Origin of the sequence: Bacteroides xylanisolvens, from assembly GCF_018289135.1 — a bacterium.
In the GTDB taxonomy this organism is placed as follows: Bacteria; Bacteroidota; Bacteroidia; order Bacteroidales; family Bacteroidaceae; genus Bacteroides; species Bacteroides xylanisolvens.
Window position 1 is genome coordinate 20,284 of record NZ_CP072216.1, and the last position, 24,957, is coordinate 45,240.

Here is a 24,957-nt window from a genome sequence, read left to right on the forward strand (position 1 = left end):
ATCCAATTTTTATGGGTGGTAAAGTCGCTTTGGCGAGTTTCTAACAAAATCCCATTATCTATGAGACTTTTGATTTTATTCTTGGTATGCTCTATCGGGCTATGTTATGCGTCCGATAGTTATGCACAAAAAACTTTAATCAGTATTGATGTACACAATCAGCGGGTGGAGGATATTTTAAAAGAGATTGAAGAGCAGTCTGATTTTGATTTCTTTTTCAATAACAAACATGTGGATTTGAATCGCCGCGTATCTATATCAGTTGATAGAAGTAATATATTTAGTGTGCTTAAGGAAGTTTTTGCTGGCACTAACGTGCGATATTCAGTGCTAGACAAGAAGATTATACTGTCTGTTGAGGTACAGTCACCGCAACAGGAAAAGAAAATGATTGTATCTGGTATCATATCGGATGTACAGGGAGAGCCGGTAATAGGTGCCAGTATTCAGGAAAAAGGAGTGGTTGGGAAAGGTACAGTTTCTGATTTAGATGGAAAATTTAAGTTGACGGTTGCCTCCGATGCCATATTGGTGATTTCATATATTGGCTTTCAGTCTCTTGAAGTAAAGGTGGGAAACCGTACAAACTTGTCAGTGGTATTGAAAGAAGATCATCAGTTGCTGGATGAGGTAGTCGTTATCGGTTATGGAACGATGGAGAAACGTGCAGTGACCAGTTCCATCACTTCCATATCATCCAAAGATTTAGTGACTGGAATGGGAGGCTCCACTATTGCGACAGCTTTAAAGGGTAAAATCTCCGGTATGAATGTTTCCGAGACTTCCAGTCCGAATGCTTCTGCCAGTTTCCAGCTGCGTGGAGTAGCGTCCATCAATGCTTCTTCTTCTCCTTTGATTGTGATAGACGGAATTCCCGGAGGTGATTTACGTTCTATCAGTCAGGAAGATATTCAGTCTATTGATGTTTTGAAAGATGCCTCTGCAGGTGCTATTTACGGAACAAGAGCAGCCGGTGGTGTCATCTTAGTGACTACCAAGAAAGCAAAAGAAGGTCCCATAACCTTATCATATACGGGCGAACTCTCTACCGAGCAAGTTTCCAGGAGACCGCAGGTCCTTGATCGTGATGCTTTCGTAAGGTTTGGAGTAGGAACTGATTTAGGGGCATCCACCGACTGGTACGGTGAACTTTTGAATGAAGGAGCACTCTCCCAACGCCATGTTGTCAACCTCTCGGGCGGCGGCCATACAGCTAAAATATATGCTACTATTATGGCACAGGATCAAAAAGGTATCGCAATTGGTGACAACCGTAAAGACTATTCGGGGCGTATCAATGCAAACTTTAATCTTCTCAATGACTTGTTGGAAATAGGCTTGCACACAGAATACCGGGAAGCACACCGGGATCAGCGGAGCAGTAGTTCCTATTTCGACATGGCATTGAAGATGAATCCGACGGAACATGTATATGACAGCACTAGTGAAACAGGATATAATGTATTGGTTGGTGGTAGTGAATATTACAATCCTTTAGCAGAAGTAATGTTGAAACAGGCAGATAATGTTGATAAATGGCTGAAGGCGGATGCAACGGTAAAGCTCAATTTGCCTGCCGGATTCTCGGCACAAGCCACTCTTGGCTGGGAAGATCGCCAGTATCAGCAGACACATTATACGTCCGCGTTACACAGAACCTCTTTAAATGGAAGTTATAAAGGAAGAGGATTTCATGCATATAGCAAAACAGTCAATGTCTCTTTTGAACCTACCATCAATTTTATGCGTGTTTTTGCAGACGACCATACGGTTAGTGCGGTAGCCGGATATAGTTATTGGGAAAATAACTCTGAAAACTTTAATATGACTAACTACGATTTTCCTGTGGATGGAGTAGGGGCTTGGGATATGGGGACAGGTAGCTGGCTTTCCGACGGAAAGGCGGCAATGTCTTCCCACAAATATCCCCGTGAACGTCTTATTTCATTCTTTGGCCGGGCGAATTATAGCTATAAAGACCGCTATATGCTTACAGGAAGTGTTCGCCACGAGGGCTCGTCAAAATTCGGAAAGAATCATCGTTGGGGAACATTTTGGGCAGTATCAGGTGGATGGCGTATATCCAATGAGGCATTTCTGCGTGACGTCAGTTTTCTCGATGACCTTAAAGTACGCGTTGGTTACGGTGTAACGGGAAATAACAATTTCTCTGCAGGAGCATCCACTGCCATGTATTCTTCCAATTCAATGTGGCCTTATAACGGTACATGGATCACCTCTTATGGACCGGCCCGTAACGTCAATTATGACTTGCACTGGGAAAAGAAAGCAGAGCTTAACATCGGCTTGGATTATGCATTTCTGAATAACCGTCTTTTTGGTAAGTTTGATATCTATAAGAGAAGAGTTTCCGGAATGTTATATAATATCAACGTTCCCAATCCTCCCGCTGTTTATGAAACAACCACCATGAATTACGGTAATCTTGAGAATACCGGATGGGAGTTCGAGATAGGAGGAGTACCCGTCAAAACCAGAAACTTTAATTGGACAACTACTATGCGCCTATCACACTCTTCCTCCAAAATTACCTCTTTGTGGGGCAATAATACCTATCAGGATCGTGTAGGATTTCCGTCACCGGGTACAAACGGATCAGCCGGTAGAATTGAGGCCGGAACAAAAATCGGAAGCTATTACATCTGGAAATATGCCGGTATCACGGACAATGGCAGGTGGCTTCTGTATGATAAGAATGACAATGTAATCCTTAGCGATAAAAAAACATATGACGACAAACGATATATCGGCAATGCCATTCCTGCATTGATGGTATCATGGGATCATACCTTCACTTACAAAAATCTCTCTTTAGGCATCAACCTGCGTAGCTGGATCGATTTCGATGTGTTCAATACCATAAATATGTACTATGGACTTTCTGAAGTGGCAGGCCAGAATGTTCTTCGCAACGCATACATTGATAACCGGCACATCAAAGAAGTAAAGCAACTTTGCGATTACTGGCTTGAGGATGGTACATTCTTGAAGATTGATGCCATTAGCCTGGGGTATTCTCTTAACATGAAAAAATGGCAAAAGTATATAGATAAGATTGATCTTTACCTGACCGTCCGTAACGTTGCCTGTTTTACAAAATATTCAGGATTGAATCCGGAAGTGAATGTGAACGGTTTGGATCCCGGTTATGAATGGTTTAATAATATTTATCCTGAAACTCGTAGATATACCTTTGGTATGAAAATCCAATTCTAATAGTAAAGTACCTATAAACTAATATAATGATATGAGACGAAATATTCTAATTATAATCTCTTTCCTCACCCTTCTGGTGGCCTCCGGTTGTACTAATCTGGATGAGAAGTGGTATTCCGAAGTAACTCCGGATACTTATTTCACATCTAAGGAAACTGTCTACTCTTTTCTGGTACGCTCTTTCACGCACTGGCGTTGGTTTCACGGATTCGACCGTGCCATTCTTCAGGAATGTACAACAGACGAGATGTGTGTCACACAAAAAGGAATACATTACAATGATGTCCGATACGCCCAGCTGCAACACCATGACTGGACACCACTTCACCCCAACAACGAAGAAACATGGCGTGGAGTAGGTATGGGAGTAGCCATGGCTTTAGCCTGTAAAGAAGACTTAGCTGGTGTAGACTATGTTTCATTAGGTATGACGGAAGAACTGAAGGCAGATCATCAGATGCAGCTCCAGACATTAGTGGCCTATTTCTATTTGAGAGGACTTGATTTCTATGGCGGTATGCCTATTTACCGACGTTCTACCACAGAGGAATCTCCACGTTCCACAGCACGGGAAACCTTTAATTATGTGGAAGAACTCCTGCTTGCCGCCATCCCCAAACTAGAGAAAAAAACAGCAGATATGCTGGAAGAAGGTTACTTACGCCAAGGAACCGCGGCTGCTCTACTTGCTCAATTATATTTTAATGCAGAAGTCTATACAGGGGAAAGTCGCTTTGCTGAATGTGCGCAGATTTGTCAGGATTTACTAGACGGTAAATACGGCTATTACGAGTTGGAAGAAGACTGGTTCGGTCCTTTCACCTTCGAAAATAACAAGTCGAAAGAAGTGATGTGGTCCGTTCAGTCGCAATATGCAAAAGGAACTCTGTTTCAGTGGCAGTTCGAACGTTATAATCATTATAATGCGAAGAACTATTTCGATCTTAGCGGCTATTCCTCTACGAACGGTATGCATCTTCAACCATCTCTGAAACCCAATGGTGATCCCTATACGGACAAACTCGGACGTCCTTTTGCCAAGTTTCATGCGAAAGACCTTCGTAAGAAATTGTATGTATATAAAGGAAATGGCAAATACGAAGGAATGTTTCTTTACGGAAAATTACAACGTATATCAAGAAGTGGAACAGAGGTGAAATGTACGGGACTGTATGAATACCCGGGTGAGGTTCTTGAATTTGTTGACCAGGTAGCACAATTTAAGAAAGTGAAAGACGGAGAATATTCTTCCGTAAATGAACTTCCTTCCAATATAAGTACCGGAGAAGAGAATTCGGGAATACGTTTGTGCAAACTGCCGGTGCCGGACAATACAGACAAGACACTTGCTTTTAATCCTGACTATCCGGTTCTTCGTTTTGCAGAAATCTATTATATGCTTGCCGAATGTAAATACAGAAGCGGATATAAGAAAGAAGCAGCCAATCTTTTCAACGAAGTGCGTAAACGCAACTTTGAGAATGAAGTAGACCCTGATCCGGTGACTGAAACGAATATTGACAAGTATCGGATTCTCGATGAGTGGATGGTCGAATTTCTTGGCGAGCAGCGTCGTCGTACCGATCTTCGTCGCTGGGGCTTATATACAACAGGCACCTGGTGGGATCACAAAGCTACTAATGACGATCATTATGAACTCTTTCCTATTCCGGAAAAATCAATTTCCGTCAGCAACGTCTTGAGACAGAATCCGGGATATGGAGGCGGCAATGAAATGACGAAAGAGGAAGCCGGTATATACAGTGTTAAACAAATTGATTAATAGAACATTAAAGAATAAAACAATGAATAGTAAGATATTATTTCTAGGAGCCGTTATGATGCTGCCTACATTCGCTAGTTGCCAACAGGAAAAGCCTTTTCCGGATGATGCTGTAGATAAAGTGTATGAATACCTTCCGGAGTGGCAGGCTGGTTATTTGGACATTCATCAGATTAGCACGGGAAGAGGGAATGCAGCCTATCTTATTTTCCCGGACGGGACTACCATGTTGCTGGATGCAGGAGATTTGGGAGTACACACCGGTACCCAGGAGATTATGAAAGCAGTTCCTAATGACTCTAAACGGCCTGCTGAATGGATTGCCCAATATATAAAACATTTCTCATTGCCGTTGAAAAATAACGGTGCTATTGATTATGCCTTGCTCACTCACTTCGATACAGACCATATCGGACAAAATGGAAAACTGGCAATCGAAAAAGTAGGGCTGGACTACAAACTTACCGGAATAACTCATGTGGGTAATCTTCTGGATATTTCCACATTGATAGATCGTGGCTATCCTACATACGATTATCCGACGGCGGCTAAAGTTACGGGTGCCCATATCTCAAACTATAAATTATATGTTGCCGCTCGTGACCGGGAAGGTAAAAAGAATGAAGGGTTTGTGACAGGAAGTAACACACAAATCAAACTATTAAAAGCTCCGGGTTCCTATCCTACATTCGAAGTACGTAATATTGTGGGTAACGGTAAAATTTGGACAGGCAGCGGAACGACTTCCAAAGAGCTTGTGCCATCTACCGCTTCTTCGAGCGAACAGTTGAACGAGAACCGTTGCAGTTGCGGAATACGTATCACATACGGTAATTTCGATTACTTCTCGGGCGGAGATATCCTTGGAGTGGAAAAAGCGCCGGAATGGTTTGACATAGAAACACCTGTAGCTACATTGCTGGGCGAAACAGATGTGGTAGTGGCCAATCATCATGCATACTCTGACGCTATGTGTGATACCTACATTTCCCAAGTGAAAGCGCAAGCCTACGTGATTCCCGTGTGGGATTACTATCATCCTCAACCGGCTCCGCTAAGCCGGATGCTGTCTCAAAGCCTTTATGCCGGTGAACGGTCGGTTTTTGCCGCCGGTATGGTAGACAGTAACAGGAGCAGGCTGGGTGAAGACGGTTTGAAGATAAAACCCGCCGGACATGTTGTTACACGTGTTTATCCGGGAGGAGAGAAGTTTCAGATCTTTGTGTTGAATGATCGAAATGAAGCTTATGAGATACTATATAAAACAGGTGAAATTAAATCTAATAATTGATGAATATGAAAATTAAAGATTCAATAGCTTGGGCAGCTTTTGGGGCTGTGATGGCAATTATCATGTTTCCGTCATGCTCTGACGAAAATGAAGCCGGCATATTGGAAATAACAAATAATGAGATTATTCTTCAGGCTGAAGGTACTCCGGTTCAGGTTGAAGTGAAATCCAATACCGAGTGGCGCATAGACTTTGCAGAATCAACCTGGTTTTCTACAGATATACGTGGAGCCCAGTCATCAAGAACTTATTTCACAGTGACTTATGATGAAAATATCAGTGATTCCGAACGTTTCTGTGATATTCGTGTGTTTACAAAAGATGGGAAGACTTCGGATGTAATCAAGATAAAACAACTATCCCGTTATCCATTTATAGTTCCTGCCAGTGATAATATGGAACTCTTTACCAAAGGAGGCGAATATAATATGGATATTTCGACCAATGTGCCTGAAACGGATATTGTGATTACGCCGACAGTGGAATGGGTGAAAGAGTATCGGATAAGTGACGGAAAACTTTATTTCAATACGGAAACAAATTCTCAATCACCCCGCACAGGAAGTATCGTATTGAGTTATGACGATCAATACCAACGTAAAGCCACGACTACAATCAACCTGTCGCAAGCATATTCTGAATATGCGAATGCAGAACTTGTCAGCTATCCAACCGTTTATGGCTATCCTGTCGGTGGAATTACTAACAATGTATATATTGAAGGAACGATCGTTGCCACTGGTACATCGAAAAACTTCCCGAACAATCGTTATGTCATTCAGAATGAGACCGGGGAGACAGTGGTATTTGAATCAGAGTCTCTGATTACATTTGCGCAATTTGCCAAGGTCTCATTGTGTTTGAAAGATGGAACGATAAAGGAAGAATCAGAGGGCAGCTTTACCTACAGACTGATTAGCGGTATCACTGCCGCCCATGTAATCAGTTCGGAACTTTCCACCTTCACGATTCCTGAAAAAACAATCGCAGAACTAACGGATAATATGGTATTCAGCCTTGTGACCTTAAAAGATGTCGAGATTGCCTCTCCGGTAGGCGCATTTACTAATTTCAAGACTACCGATCCGGGAGCTGCCGACCGTAAGGCGAATAAAAATTATTGGGTGGAGAAATTCCCGGCATACTACAGATACTATCCAACCTGCATCAGAGATAAAAACGGCTCTAATACATATATGCTTACTTCGCTCGATGCTCCTTATGCGCATGAGACACTTCCTAGAGGTTCAGGAACCATCACCGGAATCGTAGCGAAAGTCAAGCTTACCAATTTTGACATCTCCGAAAGCCGGTTGTGTATTCTTCCGCTTCATAGAGAGGACATCAATATCGGTGATATGAACGAGATCACTTCGGTGCTCGTGGAGTGGGATTGTAATGTGCCCGATTGGAAAGAAATAGGTGCTTCTACATTTACGGAGTATCATCCGACAGGCGGAGAAGCATCGCAGTCAAATGCTATTCTTAATAAAGACGGGAATAAGCATTTCCAGCAAACCTATGCAGATTACATATTAGGTTTCCAGGATGATTTCCGGGGAGATATGAATCTTAATACCACAGATGGATATTATGGGCGTATGCGAGGAGGAGCTTTCAATAGTAAACCGTGGTCTACAAGTTCATATTTTTACGTAGACAAAATATCGACAGTAGGTATTTCTACATCCCTGTCTCTTCAGGTTGAAATGAATGCAAGTTGGGGAGGTGGCCCTGTGGCTGTGGTTGAATATGCTTATTCGATGAGTGGTGAATGGGTGAAAGTAGATAATTCAGAGTTTACCATTCTGGGACAGTTTGATAGAACGGCTGCAGGTGGACAGACGGAGAAGAACATTCCTGGTTATAAAGTCTATGACTTTAAGTTGCCGGATGCCTTATTGAACCGCGATAATATCTGTATCAGATTGCGACCTGTTCGACTTCCGTCCGGCGTATCGGGCTTCATGCCGCTTCGACTTGCTAATATCTCGATCAAATATAATAAATAATCAATAGGGAAGTATCTATAAAAATAATCGGAAGCAACAGGAAATACCCTGCTTGCTTCCGATTCTCTTTATATAATGCTTTCGGATATTTATATTAATTCTGAACGAACTCTATCCTAAAAATGCTGTATATTATTTTTCCAACAACTCTTTTAAGAACTCGTCCAATTCCTTATCCAACCCTTTCAGCAATTCATCATTCACGAGGATCGTATCATCGTCCACCAGTAACAATTCCGCTATGGTTTCTTTCTCTTCGTCCACCAGAACGAAAGAGTAAGGCTTCAGGATAGTCACCTTGTCGAAGTCTCCGGCATCTTTCATTCTGCAAAGAATGTTGCGTAGAGAAGGTTCCACGCTTTCAAGGAAATCATCCCCTTCATACGTAGCCCATTCTTCGACCATGATGTTCGCCAGTTCTTCATCATCATCATTGTAAATATTAAGTTGTCCCGATGTCTGGTCCGGTTGGAGATGGATGTCGGTTACAACTGTTTGTTCACAGTTACATGTATATTTAGCGACTGCCTTTTGGATAGCCGATTCGATAATGGATAGTGATTGTTGGCTTAGTTTCATGGGTTCCTTCTTTTTATAAGTTCAAAGGTATAAAAAAAATAAGATTTGATACACAATTTCCTTAAAAATCATCATTAAATCGGCTCATTTGTAATTTTAACTTAGGTAATTGAGCGTTTCTCTCCTTCAATTCGGCTAAATACAAGGACGTAAGATAATAATTCGGCACATCGTCAATGCTGGCCTGAACACTATCTGTGATATTCTTTTTATCAATTTTCTTGGCTAGTTGCTGTGCTTTTTCCGCCCATTCTTCCGCTTTAGCGAGACTATCTTTCATTTCATAATAAACAGCTATGTTGAGAGCTGCCCGCATCTTCTTCTTTTGATTCTTCGTACCTTCGAAAGCCTGGTTCCAAAGTTCGTATGCGTCGTCCCATGAATTTTCGCGTACATAGATGGCAGCATCACGCATGGGAACCGAGCCTCCGGTATACAGATACCGTGTTCCTTTTTTCCACATGGGGACGAGATATTTCACCGGAACTGTCCCTGCAAATACCGCCGCTTCTTCCAGCATTTGTTTGTCGCGAATCATGCGGGTGGCAGCTTCTACGGCAGTACCTCCAAACTCTTCCCAAAAGATGCTGTCGTTAGGATGGAGCGTAGTCATCGGACGGCTACGTTCGGGAAGATACACTTTCACCGTGGGATATACTTTAACGTCTACTGCTCCTTGAAAACAGTTGAACTCATTCAGAAAACGGACAGATTTAGTGGCTTTGAGTTGCAGATTTTCCAGTGCAATGATAAAATCCACTCCCAAACTAGAGGCTAACTGACGGACTTCCTCCTGGCTCAATGTACTTTCGCGGGCCAGTTTATCATTTGCCCGCAAAGCAGAGTCACAGATGACTACTTCTTCAAAATAATTCTGATGTGCGATTTCTTCAGCCAGTGATTCGGTGGCAATCTTGGGATCTCCGTTAGCGTATGCAGTTGCACGACTTACCAGCGGTGTACCTTCTTTGATTTTTTCAGTCGTTGTTATTAGTTTGTTATCCGGGATATTGCTGGTGTTATTCACGATAGCTACTTTCCAGAGTTGCGGAGGAAAGCTCAAGTCGGCAGGTTGCAGATAATCAATGGAAATCTGTTCCAAACTCTGACAGCTGCCCAGTGTCAGTAGGAAGATAGTGACGAAAGCCAGTGAATAAGATTTTGCCATAGTTTTGTTCTATTTAGTAATTTGAACAAAAGTACAATTTTGGAGGAATAAAAGAAAGTCTCAAACAGTTTTTAACCGTTTGAGACTTTCTTTTGTGTATTGAAACTTGAGATTATACCTTAATGTTAAAAATTAAATAAGGCTTTTGAGCGAAGCTGATTCAAAAATGAGTGCAAAGAAATAGAAACTCCTACTTACCCAACTTTTTACTCTCAACTCTCAACTCTCCCTTCTCAACTTCTTAAAGGTTTTTACCGTGACAGTTCTTATACTTCTTACCGCTTCCGCATGGGCAAGGATCGTTACGTCCTACAGTCTTTTCTGCACGGATGGGTTCACGTTTCTGCTGTTCACGAGTATCCTGGCTGGCAGCAGCTTGCTGGTTCGGATCACTCAAGTCCTGCTTGTTTTCGCGATACTTGCTCATATCCTGACGTTGTTCAGGAGCAGCCTGACGCACTTCCACACGACGGGCAGCCTGTTCGTCCGGAGCTTCCTGTACAGGAATTTGTCCGCGCATCAAGATAGATATAGTCTGGTTGTTGATCTTGTTCACCATGGCGTCGAATAAAGTCACAGATTCCAGTTTATAAATCAACAGCGGGTCTTTCTGTTCGTAACTTGCGTTCTGTACGGAATGTTTCAGTTCGTCCAGTTCGCGGAGGTTTTCTTTCCATGCTTCGTCGATAACGTGGAGCAGGATTGATTTCTCGAACGATTTCACCACTTCTTTAGATTCCGATTCGTAAGCCGCTTTCAGGTTACAAGAGATATTATACATTCGTTTACCGTCTGTAATAGGAATCAGGATGTTTTCGTACATGTGTCCCTGGTTTTCATATACCTGTTTGATAACCGGATTAGCGATCTGTGCCAGACGTTCAGTTTTGCGTTTGAAGTTATCCATCGCAATGTTGAAAGTCTTTTCGGCCAACTTTTCTTTCTTCTCGTTACGGAATTCTTCTTCAGTGAACGGAGTTTCCATCGCCAATGTCTGAAGCAGTTCCATTTGGCAACCTTCATAATCATTGTTTTCGATAGCATTGGCACAACGGTCCCAAATCATGTTCACGATGTCCATACCGATACGTTCACCCATCAAAGCGTGGCGACGTTTGGTGTAAACCACTGTACGCTGCTTGTTCATCACGTCGTCATATTCCAACAGACGTTTACGAATACCGAAGTTGTTTTCTTCCACCTTCTTCTGGGCACGTTCGATAGAATTGGAAATCATCTTGTGCTCGATCATTTCGCCTTCCTGGAAACCAAGTTTGTCCATTACGCTGGCGATACGGTCGGAGGAGAACAGACGCATCAAATCATCTTCCAGTGACACAAAGAATACAGAAGAACCCGGGTCACCCTGACGTCCTGCACGACCACGCAACTGGCGGTCTACACGACGGGATTCGTGACGTTCCGTACCGATAATTGCCAAACCTCCCGCAGCTTTCACTTCCGGACTTAACTTGATGTCGGTACCACGACCAGCCATATTGGTAGCGATGGTTACTGTTCCGCTCAAACCGGCAGTAGCAACGATGTCCGCTTCTTTCTGGTGCAGTTTGGCGTTCAATACCTTGTGCTCAATCTTACGCATGGTAAGCATTTTGCTCAACATTTCGGAGATTTCTACCGAGGTAGTACCCACCAATACCGGACGTCCTGCCTGAACCAATTTTTCGATTTCCTCGATAACAGCTTTATACTTTTCGCGTTTCGTCTTGTAAACGCGGTCGTTCATATCCTTTCTTGCAATCGGACGGTTGGTCGGGATCACGACTACGTCCAATTTGTAGATGTCCCAAAGTTCGCCTGCTTCCGTTTCAGCAGTACCGGTCATACCAGACAGTTTGTGATACATACGGAAGTAGTTCTGCAAAGTAATCGTTGCAAAGGTCTGCGTAGCAGCTTCCACTTTCACACGTTCCTTGGCTTCGATAGCCTGGTGCAATCCGTCAGAGTAGCGGCGACCTTCCATGATACGGCCTGTCTGCTCGTCTACGATCTTCACCTGTCCGTCGATCACTACATATTCATCATCTTTCTCGAACATGGTGTAAGCCTTCAACAATTGGTTGATGGTGTGTACACGTTCCGATTTGATGGCATAGTTTGTCAGAAGCTCATCTTTCTTTTCAAGCAGTTGTTCGTTAGTCAGATGTTGGTTTTCCAGTTCCGAAAGTTGTCCGGCGATGTCCGGAAGAACGAACAATGTCGGGTCTTCAGAGTTACCGGTAATCAGGTCTACCCCCTTGTCTGTCAGGTCTACACTATTCAGTTTCTCGTCGATTACGAAATACAGCGGATCAGTAACTTCATGCATACGCTTGTTGTTCTGTTCCATGTAGATTTCTTCCGTCTTGAGCATACCTGCCTTGATACCTTGTTCACTAAGGAACTTAATCAAAGCCTTGTTTTTCGGCAATGCCTTGTGGCTGCGGTATAAAGCGAGGAATCCTTCTTCTACCTCTTTCTTATCGTTGGATGCGATCAGTTTCTTAGCTTCGGAGAGATATTTGGTAGCCAATACTTTCTGTGCTTCTACCAGACGTTCTACTAACGGACGGAGTTGCTCGAACAATTGGTCGTCGCCTTTCGGTACAGGACCGGAGATAATCAACGGAGTACGGGCGTCGTCAATCAATACCGAGTCGACCTCATCGACGATGGCATAGTTGTGCTGACGTTGTACAAGGTCTTTCGGGCTGATAGCCATGTTGTCACGCAGGTAGTCGAAACCAAATTCGTTGTTCGTACCGAACGTGATGTCTGCCAGGTATGCCTGACGGCGTGCGTCGGAGTTCGGTTGATGGCGGTCGATACAATCCACGCTCAAGCCGTGGAACATATAAAGAGGTCCCATCCATTCGGAGTCACGTTTGGCGAGGTAATCATTCACGGTAACCACGTGTACACCGTTTCCGGTCAGTGCGTTGAGGAATACCGGGAGGGTAGCCACCAATGTTTTACCTTCACCGGTTGCCATTTCCGCAATCTTACCTTTGTGCAGAACGACACCACCGAAGAGCTGTACATCGTAATGAACCATGTTCCATACCGTATCGTTACCACCGGCTATCCAGTGATTCTGATAGATGGCCTTGTCGCCTTCGATGCGTACAAAATCTTTCGTTGCAGCCAGTTGGCGGTCAAAATCCGTAGCGGTAACAACGATTTCTTCATTTTCTGTGAAACGTTTGGCAGTGGCTTTCACGATAGAGAAAGCAACGGGCAGTACTTCGTCCAGTGCTTTTTCATATTTCTCCAGAATTTCTTTTTCTGTCTTATCGATTTGTGCGAAGACTTCTTCGCGGTCTTCCAGTTCCAGTGTCTCGATGCTTGCCTTCAACTCTTCCACTTTCGCACGTTCGGCGGTAGCCGATTCATGGATATATTTTTTGAGTTCTTCCGTTTTGGCACGGAGGGCGTCGTTGTCCAGTTTCTCAACCTCCGGGTAGGCAGCTTTGATCTTTTCCACCCAGGGCTTGATTTCTTTCATGTCTCGTGTGGATTTGTTTCCGAAAATCGAGCTTAAAAATTCATTAAATCCCATGTTATATTATTTAGTTTATTATTTATCTTTTTCTGCACCACAGATTTCACGGATTTACACAGATTTTTTCATATAGAACACGGATCTTTCTTTTTAATCTGTGTGAATCTGTGGGATTTGTGGCGAATAATCTCCGCAAAGTTACATTAAAATGCTGATTTATTTATGTTTTGCTCCCTGTTTTTGTGAGTAAATTTTTACCGTAGGTCGGTAATAGGAGCAGAAGTACAGGCATTGGGAGCCCGGATGCGCATGAAATGTGCCAGTGTGGGCGCAATATGTTCAATGGTTACAGGTGTCTGGATAATGGCCGGTTTTACGGAATGTCCCATGAAAATCAGCGGTGAAGGGATATAAGAATGACGTACCACTTTGTTTTCGCCGCCGTTCTCGTTGACGATGGTCCATCCGGGAAGGACGTCGATTACGAGGTCGCCCGAACGTTTGCGGTGGTAGCCGTTGCGTATTTTATGAATTTCCGGCGTCCATGAACCCAGCAACAGCCGGTTGGCTGAATATGCTTCGTTCACTCCGCTGAACTGCATCAGGAATTCTGCTGACTTTTGTTGGATCTCTGCCAGATTCAGTTCCTTCTTTTCCAGCAATTTATGATTCAGATAAATCTGCTGGTTGTGGTGAGCTTCCACATACTTTCCTTCGCCATACGTAGCCATCAGGTACATATTCAATAGGGCGGCACAACGGTTGAGATAAAACTCTCCGCCGGGAATCTTGTACAATCCCGAGTCAGCCGATTCGCTGTCCGTATATCCGGTGGAAGTGACGAAAATAAGCACGTTTTGTAGTCCTACTTTCTTGTCGAGCGCTTCGAGCAGGTTTTCGATGCTGCGGTCGAGACGCACGTAGGTGTCTTGTATTTCCATGGCACATTCCTGTACGGATTTATGTGCGTAGTTTCCTGCATAATAAGTGAGTGCCAATAAGTCAGTAATGTCATCCATGCCGATGGAGCTTTTATTCAATGCCTCTTCGGCAAGTGCGTTCACTTCGTCATTCACAAAAGGGCTGGCGATGAAGCGTCTGTACTTATTGTTACGGTCGTCATCAAATTTATATTTGAAGAGTATATCCCGCCAATCTGGCAGAAAAGTGTACATGCCACGGGGGAATACCGGTTCCCATGTCATACCCGCAATACGGAAATCAATCGCCTGCCGGTCATTGTATTGGCTTGCCCACCACGGAAACTCTCCATAATAGGTCGTTCCGCTCCATTTTCCGGTGTTGGGATTGAGCCAGAAAGCACCGTTTCCGGCATGTCCGGCTGCGAAAAGCGCGGCGTCGCAATCGGGGGCGATGGCATATACGAGTCCTTTGCCTTGGGTCGCTATTTTAAGCTCGTCGGCAATGGTGGAAGTCAGTAATTTGGTGGGTGCGGCCGTTTGGTCGGTGTAATATCCCATGAATGCCGTGTCGTCGGTGCTGTTGACGGGGCGAAGGGTAGAGGCGTCCATCCATCGTTGGGAGATGATTCCGTTCATGGAAGGCGTCGTGCCGCTGTAAATGGCTGCGATGGCAGAAGCGCGGTCTACGTTGCAGAAGGTATATTCGGCGTTATGGAACACTCTTCCCTCTTTCCAAAGACGTTTGAAGCCTTTCTCGCCGTAGAGTGACGAAAATGCTTCCAGATAGTCCGTACGCAGTTGGTCGATAGTCAGCCCTACCACTAATTTAGGGGCGGAAGGCAGTGACTGGGCTTGTAGCCCGGTGAAAGTCAGTACGGTGATGAGGGAAGTTAGTAGTCCTTTCATTATTTCTTTTTAGATGTCACAATCAGATTGCTTGCTGAACGTATCAGCAAAACGAGTGCCAAAGGTACAACAGCAAAGTCAAATCTTTGCGGAATTACAGGAAAAAGCACTATAAAAAGTGTTAAAACGACCAGATTCAAGGTCAAGTACCAGCATTTCTTCCCTTTTCGGACACAATATACGATGTAGGGAAGGAAAAGAAGTTGTCCCGGATGGAAAACCAATAACAGGAAATTGGAGCTGACTGCCGGGTGTTGGGAGAAGAGGGCGAGGAAGGCGAGGACGCATCCCACGATACCTGCCATGCCAAAAAGAACAAGGTCGATCCCCCATAATCCGGTTCTCCGGCGGATGCCATAGATCGTGGCGGCGGCTGTCAGTATAAATAAGAGTAACGAGCATTGGAGAGGAGTGGGCATCCAGCCGCTTTCATCCGGTTCGGGAGTGACATCGATTATCAGTTCGTTGGTCTTGACAAGCGGACGGGAATAGGTATCTGTGGAAATCTGTGCGCCGTCGAAAGCATCCATCAGATAGAAGGGGGCAAACATCATTTGCCGTTGTGTGATGGGCTGGTCGGCTTCGCTTCCGATGCAGAGGTCGATGCCGAAACGCGCCCACGGATGTCCTTTGCAATATTGATGTACGATGTCGCGGAAAGTGCGCGAACCATCCTGCGGTTCCGTCGGATAAACCACCTTTCCTGCAATGCTTTCTTCTATCTTGTCCCGGGGACGGGTGGCGCAATTGTCGTAAAAGAAATTATAACGGTACACCCGGTTTTCCGGGTGGTAATTTTCTTGTAATAACTGGATTAGTTTTGTTTTCTCTTCATCAGTCAGGTTTAGTGTTTGCTGCCACACGCTGCGTCCGTAGAATGCGTATTCAGCCGCAAAATGCTCATAATCCGTCACTCCCAGTTGGTAGTCGGTTTCTCCGAGCGAGAAGCGGAAGATGAAGTTAGGAGTGTTGAAACTGAATAATCCGTAATTGAACACAGCGTCAATCCCTTGTGACGGGTTTTCATAGCGGATGGCAGTGTGTCCGAACAGGGAATATATTTCTTCTCCGGGAGCGCAAGTCAACAAACTCAAGCGGATGGAGTCGTTGCTGTTGGCAGGTGCTTGTCCGGCGGACGGAAGCAACAGGAAGAAGGAGAGGATTGTATATAAGAAAAACCGTTTCATTAGCAGGCTCGTTTTATTTTGGTGGCAAATATAGGAAGAATTGTTGGATTCGGGAAAACGGTGGTTCTGTTTTATCGGAATAGAGTCTCTATTTCATACAAACAGAGGCTCTATATGGCTTAAACAGAGGCTCTGTTTCCCTCAAATAGAGCCTCTATTTTAGGGCTAAAAATCGAACAGCCAAACGAACACCCCCTGAAGGTGGCTCAACTGCTTGTCTGTCATGCGTTTGCAACGCTCGAAAAAAAGTAGGCGAACCACCAACCGAACATATATAAATACTAAAATATAATAATCTATATAATATAGTTCGCTCAACACACTTTTTCTGTGTTTTGTGAATGAAAAAATGAAGATGATTCAGGAAATTTGCCTTTAGATGAGATAAAACGGAGCCTCTGTTTGGGTGAAATAATGTTTCTGTTGGAACAGAAAATTGATTACAAAATAGTGAAACACTTTGTGGAACGCTGTTTTTCTCTTGTAATCTATTGCTTATTAGTAGTTTATGATGTAATGAAAAAGGACTGCCGAACGCAAAGTGGAATACATAATAAACAATAAAAGATAATTGATCTATTTAAAAATAGATAGTTCGATTTTTTTGTTTGGGGGATTTCTAAAATGAAAAAAGAAGATAATTCCTCTTCTATGCTTCAACTTTTCTTTTTTTACTTTACCTTTGCGCCCGCTAAAGAACCAAAAGATTTGAATTTAATAATCGACATAGGAAATACAAAGGCAAAGATTGCTTTCTTCGACGGCGGAGAAATCGTGGATGTAGTAGCTGAATCCAATCAGTCTTTAGGTTGCTTGAAAGCTCTTTGTTCTCAATATCCGGTTGAACAGGGGATTGTGGCTACTGTCATTGATCTAAACGAAAAGGTATTGGCTGATTTGGCCGCTTTGCCGTTTCCTTTGCTCTGGCTCAATCATCAGACTCCGCTTCCGGTTGTCAACCTGTACGAAACTCCCGAAACATTGGGATATGATCGTATGGCTGCCGTAGTGGGTGCTAATGAGCAGTTTCCTCATCGGGATATATTGGTGATTGATGCGGGAACTTGCATTACTTACGAGTTTATCGACTCAAAAGGCCAGTATCATGGCGGTAATATTTCTCCCGGTATGCAGATGCGTTTCAAGGCATTGCATCAGTTTACAGGACGTTTGCCTTTGGTAGACACCAACGGGCGCAAACTCCCGATGGGACGGGACACCGAAACGGCTATACGTGCCGGAGTGATGAAAGGGATGGAATACGAAATTTCAGGTTATATTGAGTCTATGAAGCATAAATATCCTGAACTTTTGGTTTTTTTAACGGGCGGAGATGATTTTTCTTTTGATAGCAGCGTAAAAAGTATCATCTTTGCAGATAGATTTTTAGTGTTGAAAGGATTAAATAGAATTTTAAACTATAATAATGGTAGGATTTAAACACACACTTTGTGCGCTTTTGCTCACGATGGTTACCGGAATGGCAATCGCTCAAAATAATACAAACTCTCCTTATACACGATATGGCTATGGCGACTTGTCCGATCAGAGTTTCGGGAATAGCAAGGCGATGGGGGGAATTGCTTTTGGACTTCGGGATGGAGCACAGATCAATCCGCTGAATCCTGCTTCGTATACAGCCATTGACTCGTTGACGTTTATTTTTGAAGGAGGCGTTAGTCTGCAAAATATGAATATTAGTGGCGGTGGTGTGAAACTGAACGCTAAAAACTCTAGCTTTGACTATCTGGCTATGCAATTTCGTTTGCATCCGAGGGTAGCGATGAGTATCGGTCTGTTGCCGTTCTCTAATGTGGGATATTCTGTATCGGAAAGCAATGAGGCTACAGAAACTTCACCGTATAGCACGAAAAGCCTTACTGGTGAGGGAGGTTTACATCAACTGTATGTTGGTGCGGGTGTAAAAGTCTTGAAAAACCTGTCTGTTGGTGTGAATGCTTCTTATTTTTGGGGAGATATAACCCGCTCGTTGACGCAGCTTTATCCGAATACCGCTTCTGCTTATTCTTACATTAGGCAGAATGCTGTGTCAGTGTCGGATTATAAACTGGATTTTGGATTGCAATATACGCAAGAATTTAACAAAAAACATTCAGCGACTATCGGAGCAGTATATTCTCCGAAGCATAAACTGAATAATGATTATACAGTAACGACGCAAGCTAGCTCAACTGTCAGTCAGGATTGGGATGCTACGCTTGAAGTGCCTAATACTTTTGGCGTCGGCTTTACATATAACTATGACAAACGTTTGACTGTCGGTCTGGATTATAGTTTGCAGCAATGGTCAAAAACAAAGTTTGGCGTAAATACATCGGATGATGCTGTACGTGAAGATTTTGATGAAACATACACGTATTGCGACCGTCATAAAATATCAGTGGGTGCGGAATATATTCCCAATTTGATTGGACGTTCCTATTTATCCCACATCAAATATCGTTTGGGAGCTTATTATACGACTCCGTATTATAAGATTGGCGGTAAAGACGCAGCCCGCGAATATGGCGTAACAGCCGGTTTCGGTCTGCCTGTGCCTCGTTCCCGTTCCATCCTTAGTATCAGCGGGCAGTTTGTTCGTGTAAGTGGACAGGAATCGACCTTTGTAAACGAAAATATCTTCCGCGTTAGCATCGGATTGACGTTCAACGAACGTTGGTTCTTCAAACGCAGAGTAGAGTAATTGAAATGAATGTAAGAAGAGAAAGAATAGACGACTATAATAATAACAACTAAAATTTAGATACAATGAAAATTAAAACGCTTGTGGCTATGTTGTTCCTTTCGGCAGGGGCAACCACTGTGGTAGCACAGGATGCGACTAACTGTAACTCGAACAGTAGTATCTCGCATGAAGCTGTGCGTGCAGGTAACTTTAAAGATGCGTATACTCCTTGGAAAGCTGTGTTGGAAAACTGCCCGACGCTTCGTTTCTATACTTTTACTGACGGATATAAAATTCTGAAAGGCTTGATGGGACAAATCAAGGATAGGAATAATCCGGAATATCAGAAATATTTTGATGAACTGATGAATACGCATGATTTGCGTATCAAATACACAGATGAGTTCTTGGCGAAAGGTACAAAAGTGTCTTCTGCTGATGAAGCTCTGGGTATCAAAGCAGTAGATTACATCGCTTTCGCTCCGAAAATTGATGTTAATCAGGCTTATCAATGGTTGAGCCAGTCGGTAAATGCAGTAAAAGCTGAATCTGCTGCCGCTACTATCTTCTATTTCCTGCAAATGTCTTTGGATAAACTGAAGACAGATCCTAACCATAAGGAACAATTCATTCAGGATTATCTGGCTGCTTCTGAATATGCTGATGCTGCTATTGCTGCTGAAACGAACGAAGCAAAGAAGAAAAACTTGCAAGGTATCAAAGATAATCTGGTTGCTTTGTTTGTAAACAGCGGAACGGCTGATTGCGAATCACTGCAAAACATCTATGGACCGAAAGTAGAAGCTAACCAAACAGACCTGGCTTACTTGAAGAAAGTAATTGACATCATGAAAATGATGAGATGTACGGAAAGCGAAGCTTATCAACAGGCTGCTTTCTATGTGTACAAAATAGAGCCTAGTGCAGATGCCGCTACCGGATGTGCTTACCAGGCATTTAAGAAAGGTGACATCGACGGTGCTGTCAAATTCTTCGACGAAGCCATTGGATTGGAAACTGACAACGTGAAGAAAGCTGAAAAAGCATACGCTGCCGCAGCAGTATTGGCTTCTGCTAAAAAACTGTCTCAAGCAAGAGCATATTGCCAGAAAGCTATCGGGTTCAACGAAAACTATGGTGCTCCATATATCCTGATTGCCAATCTGTATGCAATGAGTCCTAACTGGAGCGACGAGTCAGCTTTGAACAAGTGTACTTACTTTGCAGTAATCGACAAACTGCAACGTGCAAAACAAGTAGATCCGAGCGTAGCTGAAGAAGCTAACAGCTTGATCGGTAGATATTCTGGTCATACTCCACAAGCTAAAGACCTGTTTATGTTAGGTTACAAGCAAGGCGACCGCATCACTATCGGCGGTTGGATAGGAGAGACTACAACGATTAGATAACCGTATGTTGCGAAAACGAAGAAACCGTTTATTGCATAAAAGCATGAGCATAACAATCACCTTCGGGGTGGTTGTTATGCTTCTTTTATTATCTTCCTGTGGCGGAAAACAGAAAGCTATGGGAGAGGCTATCACAGAACGTGATTCTCTTCCGGTGATGACCACATTGGGAGTTACTACCCTTATTTCCGATTCCGGAGTGACACGTTATAGGGTGAACACGGAAGAGTGGATGATGTACGACCGTAAAAAGCCTTCGTATTGGGCGTTTGAAAAAGGTGTGTATATGGAGCAGTTCGACTCTATCTTTAATGTAGAAGCCAGTATTAAGGCAGATACTGCCTATTATTATGACAAAGAAAGGCTTTGGAAGCTGATAGGGAATGTGGATATACAGAACCGCAAAGGAGAGCGTTTTAATACCGAACTGCTCTACTGGAATGAGGCCACTCAAAAAGTGTATTCCGACAAGTTTATACGTATCCAGCAACCGGACAGAATTATCACAGGACACGGCTTCGACTCGAACCAGCAAATGACTATATATACCATTCGTAATATTGAAGGTATTTTCTATGTGGACGAGGAAGCGAGTAGCGGTCCGCCCCAACCGGAAACAAAAGCACTGCCGGATTCAGTGAATAAAGATACTGCGAAATAGGCGAAGTCATATCATTGTACCGTACCTCGTAAATCGTCTGATCGTAAATCAAAACTTATGAATATTTATATCTCTCTAATTATCACCATGGTCTTTTCCGCTTTCTTTTCAGGAGTGGAGATTGCCTTTGTGTCGGTAGACAAACTGCGTTTTGAGATGGAACGCAAGGGGGGAATTACGTCCCGCATCCTTTCTATCTTCTTCAAGAACCCGAATGAATTTATCTCTACCATGCTGGTGGGGAATAATATCGCACTGGTCATCTATGGTATCCTGATGGCACAGATTATCGGCGACAATCTGCTGGCGGGATTCATTGACAATCATTTCCTGATGGTGTTGGCGCAGACCGTTATTTCTACCCTGATTATTCTGGTGACCGGAGAGTTTTTGCCGAAAACAATCTTCAAAATCAATCCCAATCTGGTCTTGAATGTTTTTGCCATTCCGCTTATTGTTTGTTATGTGGTTCTCTATCCCATCTCCAAATTAGCCTCCGGCTTGTCTTGTATCTTCCTTCGCCTCTTTGGAATGAAGGTTAATAAGGATGCGTCCGACAGAGCTTTTGGAAAAGTCGACCTGGACTATTTCGTACAAAGCAGCATTGATAATGCCGAAAATGAAGAAGAGCTGGACACGGAAGTGAAAATCTTCCAGAACGCCCTCGACTTCTCGAACATAAAAATCCGCGACTGCATCGTTCCCCGTACCGAAGTGGTGGCTGTCGATCTGACTACCTCGCTGGACGAGCTGAAAAGCCGCTTCATAGAATCCGGAATCTCCAAGATAATCGTGTATGACGGGAATATCGATAACGTAGTCGGCTATATCCATTCGTCGGAAATGTTCCGTGCTCCGAAAAACTGGCATGAGAATGTGAAACAAGTGCCGATTGTGCCCGAAACCATGTCCGCCCATAAACTGATGAAACTCTTCATGCAGCAAAAGAAAACGATTGCCGTAGTGGTGGATGAATTTGGCGGTACGTCCGGCATCGTGTCTCTGGAAGACCTCGTTGAAGAAATCTTTGGAGATATAGAAGACGAACACGATAACACTTCCTATATCAGCAAGCAGATCGACGAACGCGAGTATGTGTTGTCCGCCCGCCTGGAGATAGAAAAAGTCAATGAGACGTACGGACTCGATTTGCCCGAGTCGGATGATTATCTGACAGTAGGAGGGTTGATCCTGAACCAATATCAGAGCTTCCCGAAGTTGCATGAAGTGGTCCGGGTAGGACGTTATCAATTCAAGATAATTAAGGTCACAGCGACAAAAATAGAACTCGTGCGATTAAAAGTCTTGGAATAATGACGATAATCAAGAAATTTTTAGCCAATAAATAGATGCATATTAGCATTTTTTGTATCTTCGTGCGCTAAAACGACAAAAGAAAGAAATAATAATAAACATAAATCGTATTAATCAAAATGGCAACGTTACAAAACATTAGGTCGAAAGGACCTCTATTGGTGATTGTTATCGGCTTGGCGCTGTTTGCTTTCATTGCGGGTGACGCATGGAAGGTGATGCAGCCGCATCAGGCACATGACGTAGGTGAGGTGAACGGAGACGCTCTTTCCGCTCAAGAGTATCAGAATTTGGTAGAAGAATATACCGAAGTGGTGAAACTCATGCGTGGGGTGACCGCCTTGAATGACGAACAAACCAATCAGGTGCGCGATGAAGTATGGCGTTCCTACGTAAACAATAAACTGATCGAAAAAGAAGCAAAAGCACTGGGACTGACTGTTTCTGCTGCTGAAATCCAGGACATCCTGAAAGCAGGCGTTCATCCTTTGTTGAGACAAACTCCTTTCCAGAATCCGCAAACAGGAAACTTCGACAAGGATATGTTGAACAAGTTCCTCGTGGAATATGCCAAGATGAGCGAATCACAAATGCCGGCACAGTATGCTGAACAATACAATAACATGTATAAATACTGGTCTTTCATTCAGAAAACTCTGATCGAGAGCCGTCTGGCAGAAAAGTATCAGGCATTGGTGTCTAAAGCTCTTCTTTCTAATCCGGTGGAAGCACAGGACGCTTTCGATGCAAGAGTGAATCAGTACAACGTGTTGATGGCTGGTATTCCTTACTCTTCTGTAGTGGACTCTACAATCGTAGTGAAAGAATCGGAACTGAAAGACTTGTATAACAAGAAGAAAGAACAATTCAAGCAGTATCAGGAAACTCGTGACATCAAGTACATTGATGTACAAGTGACTGCAAGTGCTGAAGACAGAGCTGCTATCCAGAAAGAAGTGGACGAAGCTACTGAACAGTTGGCTACTACTACGGAAGATTATACTTCTTTCATCCGCTCGACTGGCTCAGAAGCTCCTTATGTAGACTTGTTCTATAACAAAACAGCTTTCCCGTCAGATGTAGTTGCCCGTTTGGACTCTGCTTCGGTAGGTACTATTTATGGTCCTTACTATAACGGTGCCGACAATACAATCAACTCTTTCAAAATTGTAGCTAAAGCTGCTGCTGCCGACTCTGTTGAATTCCGTCAGATTCAGGTATACGCAGAAGATGCTGTGAAGACAAAGACATTGGCTGATAGTATCTACAACGCGATCAAAGGTGGTGCTAACTTTGCTGATCTGGCAAAGAAATATGGTCAGACTGGTGATGCAAACTGGCTAACTTCTGCACAGTACGAAGGTGCACAGATAGACGGTGATAACCTGAAATTCATCTCTGCTATCAATAATGCAGGTGTAAACGAACTGGTGAACTTGCCGATGGGACAAGCAAACGTAATTCTTCAGGTGACTAACAAGAAATCTGTAAAAGACAAATATAAAGTAGCTGTTATCAAGCGTGAAGTAGAGTTCAGCAAAGAAACTTACAACCGTGCTTATAATGATTTCAGCCAGTTTATCGCAGCTAATCCGAGTGTAGAAAAGATGGTAGCTAACGCTGAAGAAGCCGGTTACAGATTGCTCGACAGAATGGATTTGAGCAGCTCTGAACACAATATCGGTGGTGTAAGAGGTACAAAAGAAGCGTTGAGATGGGCGTTTGATAAAGCAAAACCGGGTGATGTTTCCGGCTTGTACGAATGTGGCGAAAGCGATCACATGATGGTAGTAGGTCTGGTAGGCATTAAGCCGGAAGGATATCGTCCGTTGAAAGCAGTACAGGATCAGTTGAGAGCTGAAATCGTAAAAGATAAGAAAGCTGAAAAGATTATGGCTGATATGAAAGCTGCCAATGCAACTTCATTCAACCAGTACAAAGAGATGACTAATGCAGTCAGCGACTCTTTGAAGATGGTTACTTTTGCAGCTCCTGCATACGTATCAGCATTGCGCAGCAGCGAACCGCTGGTAGGTGCTTATGCTTCTGCAGCTGAAGTAAATCAGTTGAGCACTCCTATCAAAGGTAATGCCGGAGTATTTGTATTGCAGGTATACGGCAAGGACAAACTGAACGAAACATTCGACGCAAAAGCAGAAGAAGCTACGCTGACTAACATGCACGCACGTTTTGCCAGCCGTCTGATGAATGATTTGTATCTGAAAGCAAACGTAAAAGATACACGCTTCTTGTTCTTCTAAACAAGTAGCAAGTAATAGATATTAGGCACGGATTACAC

Annotated in this window: 15 protein-coding genes; 10 read left to right on the forward strand and 5 right to left on the reverse strand. The window is 43.6% G+C overall.

Features of this window, described 5'->3' with window-relative positions:
- The first annotated feature begins 60 nt into the window (after positions 1-60).
- From INE92_RS00090 to INE92_RS00105, 4 genes are read left to right on the forward strand one after another with little or no spacing between them, the layout of a single operon-like run.
- Positions 61-3,237 carry a SusC/RagA family TonB-linked outer membrane protein gene (locus INE92_RS00090; protein ID WP_195436286.1) on the forward strand — a complete coding sequence of 1,059 codons (3,177 nt, stop codon included), beginning with the start codon at positions 61-63 and terminating at the stop codon, positions 3,235-3,237.
- Between the two features lie 31 nt (positions 3,238-3,268).
- Entirely contained in the window at positions 3,269-5,020 is a 1,752-nt protein-coding gene (locus tag INE92_RS00095; protein ID WP_008645340.1) for a RagB/SusD family nutrient uptake outer membrane protein, read from the forward strand.
- Positions 5,021-5,042: 22 nt separating this feature from the next.
- Entirely contained in the window at positions 5,043-6,311 is a 1,269-nt protein-coding gene (locus INE92_RS00100; RefSeq protein ID WP_008645339.1) for a ComEC/Rec2 family competence protein, read from the forward strand.
- On the forward strand, positions 6,311-8,323 hold the full coding sequence (locus INE92_RS00105) for a DUF5689 domain-containing protein (RefSeq protein ID WP_015532486.1): 2,013 nt from the start codon (positions 6,311-6,313) through the stop codon (positions 8,321-8,323). Before INE92_RS00100 ends, INE92_RS00105 begins: the two co-directional genes overlap by 1 nt.
- A gap of 132 nt (positions 8,324-8,455) precedes the next feature.
- Here the strand turns inward: INE92_RS00105 and INE92_RS00110 are convergent, their stop codons facing one another.
- The 5 genes from INE92_RS00110 to lnb all read right to left on the reverse strand — a co-directional run bounded on the left by INE92_RS00110 (position 8,456) and on the right by lnb (position 16,588).
- On the reverse strand, positions 8,456-8,902 hold the full coding sequence (locus INE92_RS00110; RefSeq protein WP_008020975.1) for a hypothetical protein: 447 nt from the start codon (positions 8,900-8,902) through the stop codon (positions 8,456-8,458).
- Positions 8,903-8,963: 61 nt separating this feature from the next.
- Positions 8,964-10,070 (reverse strand): DUF6340 family protein, encoded by a 1,107-nt coding sequence (locus tag INE92_RS00115; protein ID WP_151921408.1) that lies wholly within the window; start codon positions 10,068-10,070, stop codon positions 8,964-8,966.
- Between the two features lie 241 nt (positions 10,071-10,311).
- Positions 10,312-13,629, reverse strand: coding sequence for a preprotein translocase subunit SecA (gene secA / locus INE92_RS00120; RefSeq protein WP_009039709.1), 3,318 nt, complete (start codon positions 13,627-13,629; stop codon positions 10,312-10,314).
- Positions 13,630-13,826: 197 nt separating this feature from the next.
- A complete protein-coding gene (locus INE92_RS00125) occupies positions 13,827-15,401 on the reverse strand; it encodes an alkaline phosphatase family protein (RefSeq protein ID WP_061448079.1) in 1,575 nt (524 codons plus the stop codon).
- Positions 15,401-16,588 carry a lipoprotein N-acyltransferase Lnb gene (lnb, locus tag INE92_RS00130; protein ID WP_211421276.1) on the reverse strand — a complete coding sequence of 396 codons (1,188 nt, stop codon included), beginning with the start codon at positions 16,586-16,588 and terminating at the stop codon, positions 15,401-15,403. The genes INE92_RS00125 and lnb overlap by 1 nt, the downstream gene beginning before the upstream one ends.
- A 651-nt stretch (positions 16,589-17,239) precedes the next feature.
- On the opposite strand from lnb, the gene INE92_RS00135 reads away from it, so the two are divergent.
- The 6 genes from INE92_RS00135 to INE92_RS00160 all read left to right on the forward strand — a co-directional run bounded on the left by INE92_RS00135 (position 17,240) and on the right by INE92_RS00160 (position 24,919).
- Positions 17,240-18,028, forward strand: coding sequence for a type III pantothenate kinase (locus INE92_RS00135; RefSeq protein WP_008645330.1), 789 nt, complete (start codon positions 17,240-17,242; stop codon positions 18,026-18,028).
- Positions 18,015-19,292 carry an OmpP1/FadL family transporter gene (locus INE92_RS00140; protein ID WP_009039713.1) on the forward strand — a complete coding sequence of 426 codons (1,278 nt, stop codon included), beginning with the start codon at positions 18,015-18,017 and terminating at the stop codon, positions 19,290-19,292. The genes INE92_RS00135 and INE92_RS00140 overlap by 14 nt, the downstream gene beginning before the upstream one ends.
- A gap of 65 nt (positions 19,293-19,357) precedes the next feature.
- Positions 19,358-20,683, forward strand: coding sequence for a hypothetical protein (locus INE92_RS00145; protein WP_008017009.1), 1,326 nt, complete (start codon positions 19,358-19,360; stop codon positions 20,681-20,683).
- A 43-nt stretch (positions 20,684-20,726) separates the two neighbouring features.
- Positions 20,727-21,344: an LPS export ABC transporter periplasmic protein LptC gene (lptC, locus tag INE92_RS00150; RefSeq protein ID WP_008645327.1), complete on the forward strand. Its 618-nt coding sequence runs from the start codon at positions 20,727-20,729 to the stop codon at positions 21,342-21,344.
- 57 nt (positions 21,345-21,401) lie between these two features.
- The gene (locus INE92_RS00155) at positions 21,402-22,658 is read left to right on the forward strand and encodes a hemolysin family protein (RefSeq protein ID WP_004314044.1); all 1,257 of its coding nucleotides are present in this window, start codon (positions 21,402-21,404) and stop codon (positions 22,656-22,658) included.
- A 119-nt stretch (positions 22,659-22,777) separates the two neighbouring features.
- On the forward strand, positions 22,778-24,919 hold the full coding sequence (locus INE92_RS00160; RefSeq protein ID WP_151935579.1) for a peptidylprolyl isomerase: 2,142 nt from the start codon (positions 22,778-22,780) through the stop codon (positions 24,917-24,919).
- The last annotated feature ends 38 nt before the right edge of the window (positions 24,920-24,957 follow it).

Bases quoted from the DNA above. Each gene is read 5' to 3' on its own strand.
- INE92_RS00090 (WP_195436286.1), top strand. From the start codon at position 61: ATGAGACTTTTGATTTTATTCTTGGTATGCTCTATCGGGCTATGTTAT.
- INE92_RS00095 (WP_008645340.1), top strand. From the start codon at position 3,269: ATGAGACGAAATATTCTAATTATAATCTCTTTCCTCACCCTTCTGGTG.
- INE92_RS00100 (WP_008645339.1), top strand. From the start codon at position 5,043: ATGAATAGTAAGATATTATTTCTAGGAGCCGTTATGATGCTGCCTACA.
- INE92_RS00105 (WP_015532486.1), top strand. From the start codon at position 6,311: ATGAATATGAAAATTAAAGATTCAATAGCTTGGGCAGCTTTTGGGGCT.
- INE92_RS00110 (WP_008020975.1), bottom strand. From the start codon at position 8,902: ATGAAACTAAGCCAACAATCACTATCCATTATCGAATCGGCTATCCAA.
- INE92_RS00115 (WP_151921408.1), bottom strand. From the start codon at position 10,070: ATGGCAAAATCTTATTCACTGGCTTTCGTCACTATCTTCCTACTGACA.
- secA (WP_009039709.1), bottom strand. From the start codon at position 13,629: ATGGGATTTAATGAATTTTTAAGCTCGATTTTCGGAAACAAATCCACA.
- INE92_RS00125 (WP_061448079.1), bottom strand. From the start codon at position 15,401: ATGAAAGGACTACTAACTTCCCTCATCACCGTACTGACTTTCACCGGG.
- lnb (WP_211421276.1), bottom strand. From the start codon at position 16,588: ATGAAACGGTTTTTCTTATATACAATCCTCTCCTTCTTCCTGTTGCTT.
- INE92_RS00135 (WP_008645330.1), top strand. From the start codon at position 17,240: ATGCTTCAACTTTTCTTTTTTTACTTTACCTTTGCGCCCGCTAAAGAA.
- INE92_RS00140 (WP_009039713.1), top strand. From the start codon at position 18,015: ATGGTAGGATTTAAACACACACTTTGTGCGCTTTTGCTCACGATGGTT.
- INE92_RS00145 (WP_008017009.1), top strand. From the start codon at position 19,358: ATGAAAATTAAAACGCTTGTGGCTATGTTGTTCCTTTCGGCAGGGGCA.
- lptC (WP_008645327.1), top strand. From the start codon at position 20,727: ATGAGCATAACAATCACCTTCGGGGTGGTTGTTATGCTTCTTTTATTA.
- INE92_RS00155 (WP_004314044.1), top strand. From the start codon at position 21,402: ATGAATATTTATATCTCTCTAATTATCACCATGGTCTTTTCCGCTTTC.
- INE92_RS00160 (WP_151935579.1), top strand. From the start codon at position 22,778: ATGGCAACGTTACAAAACATTAGGTCGAAAGGACCTCTATTGGTGATT.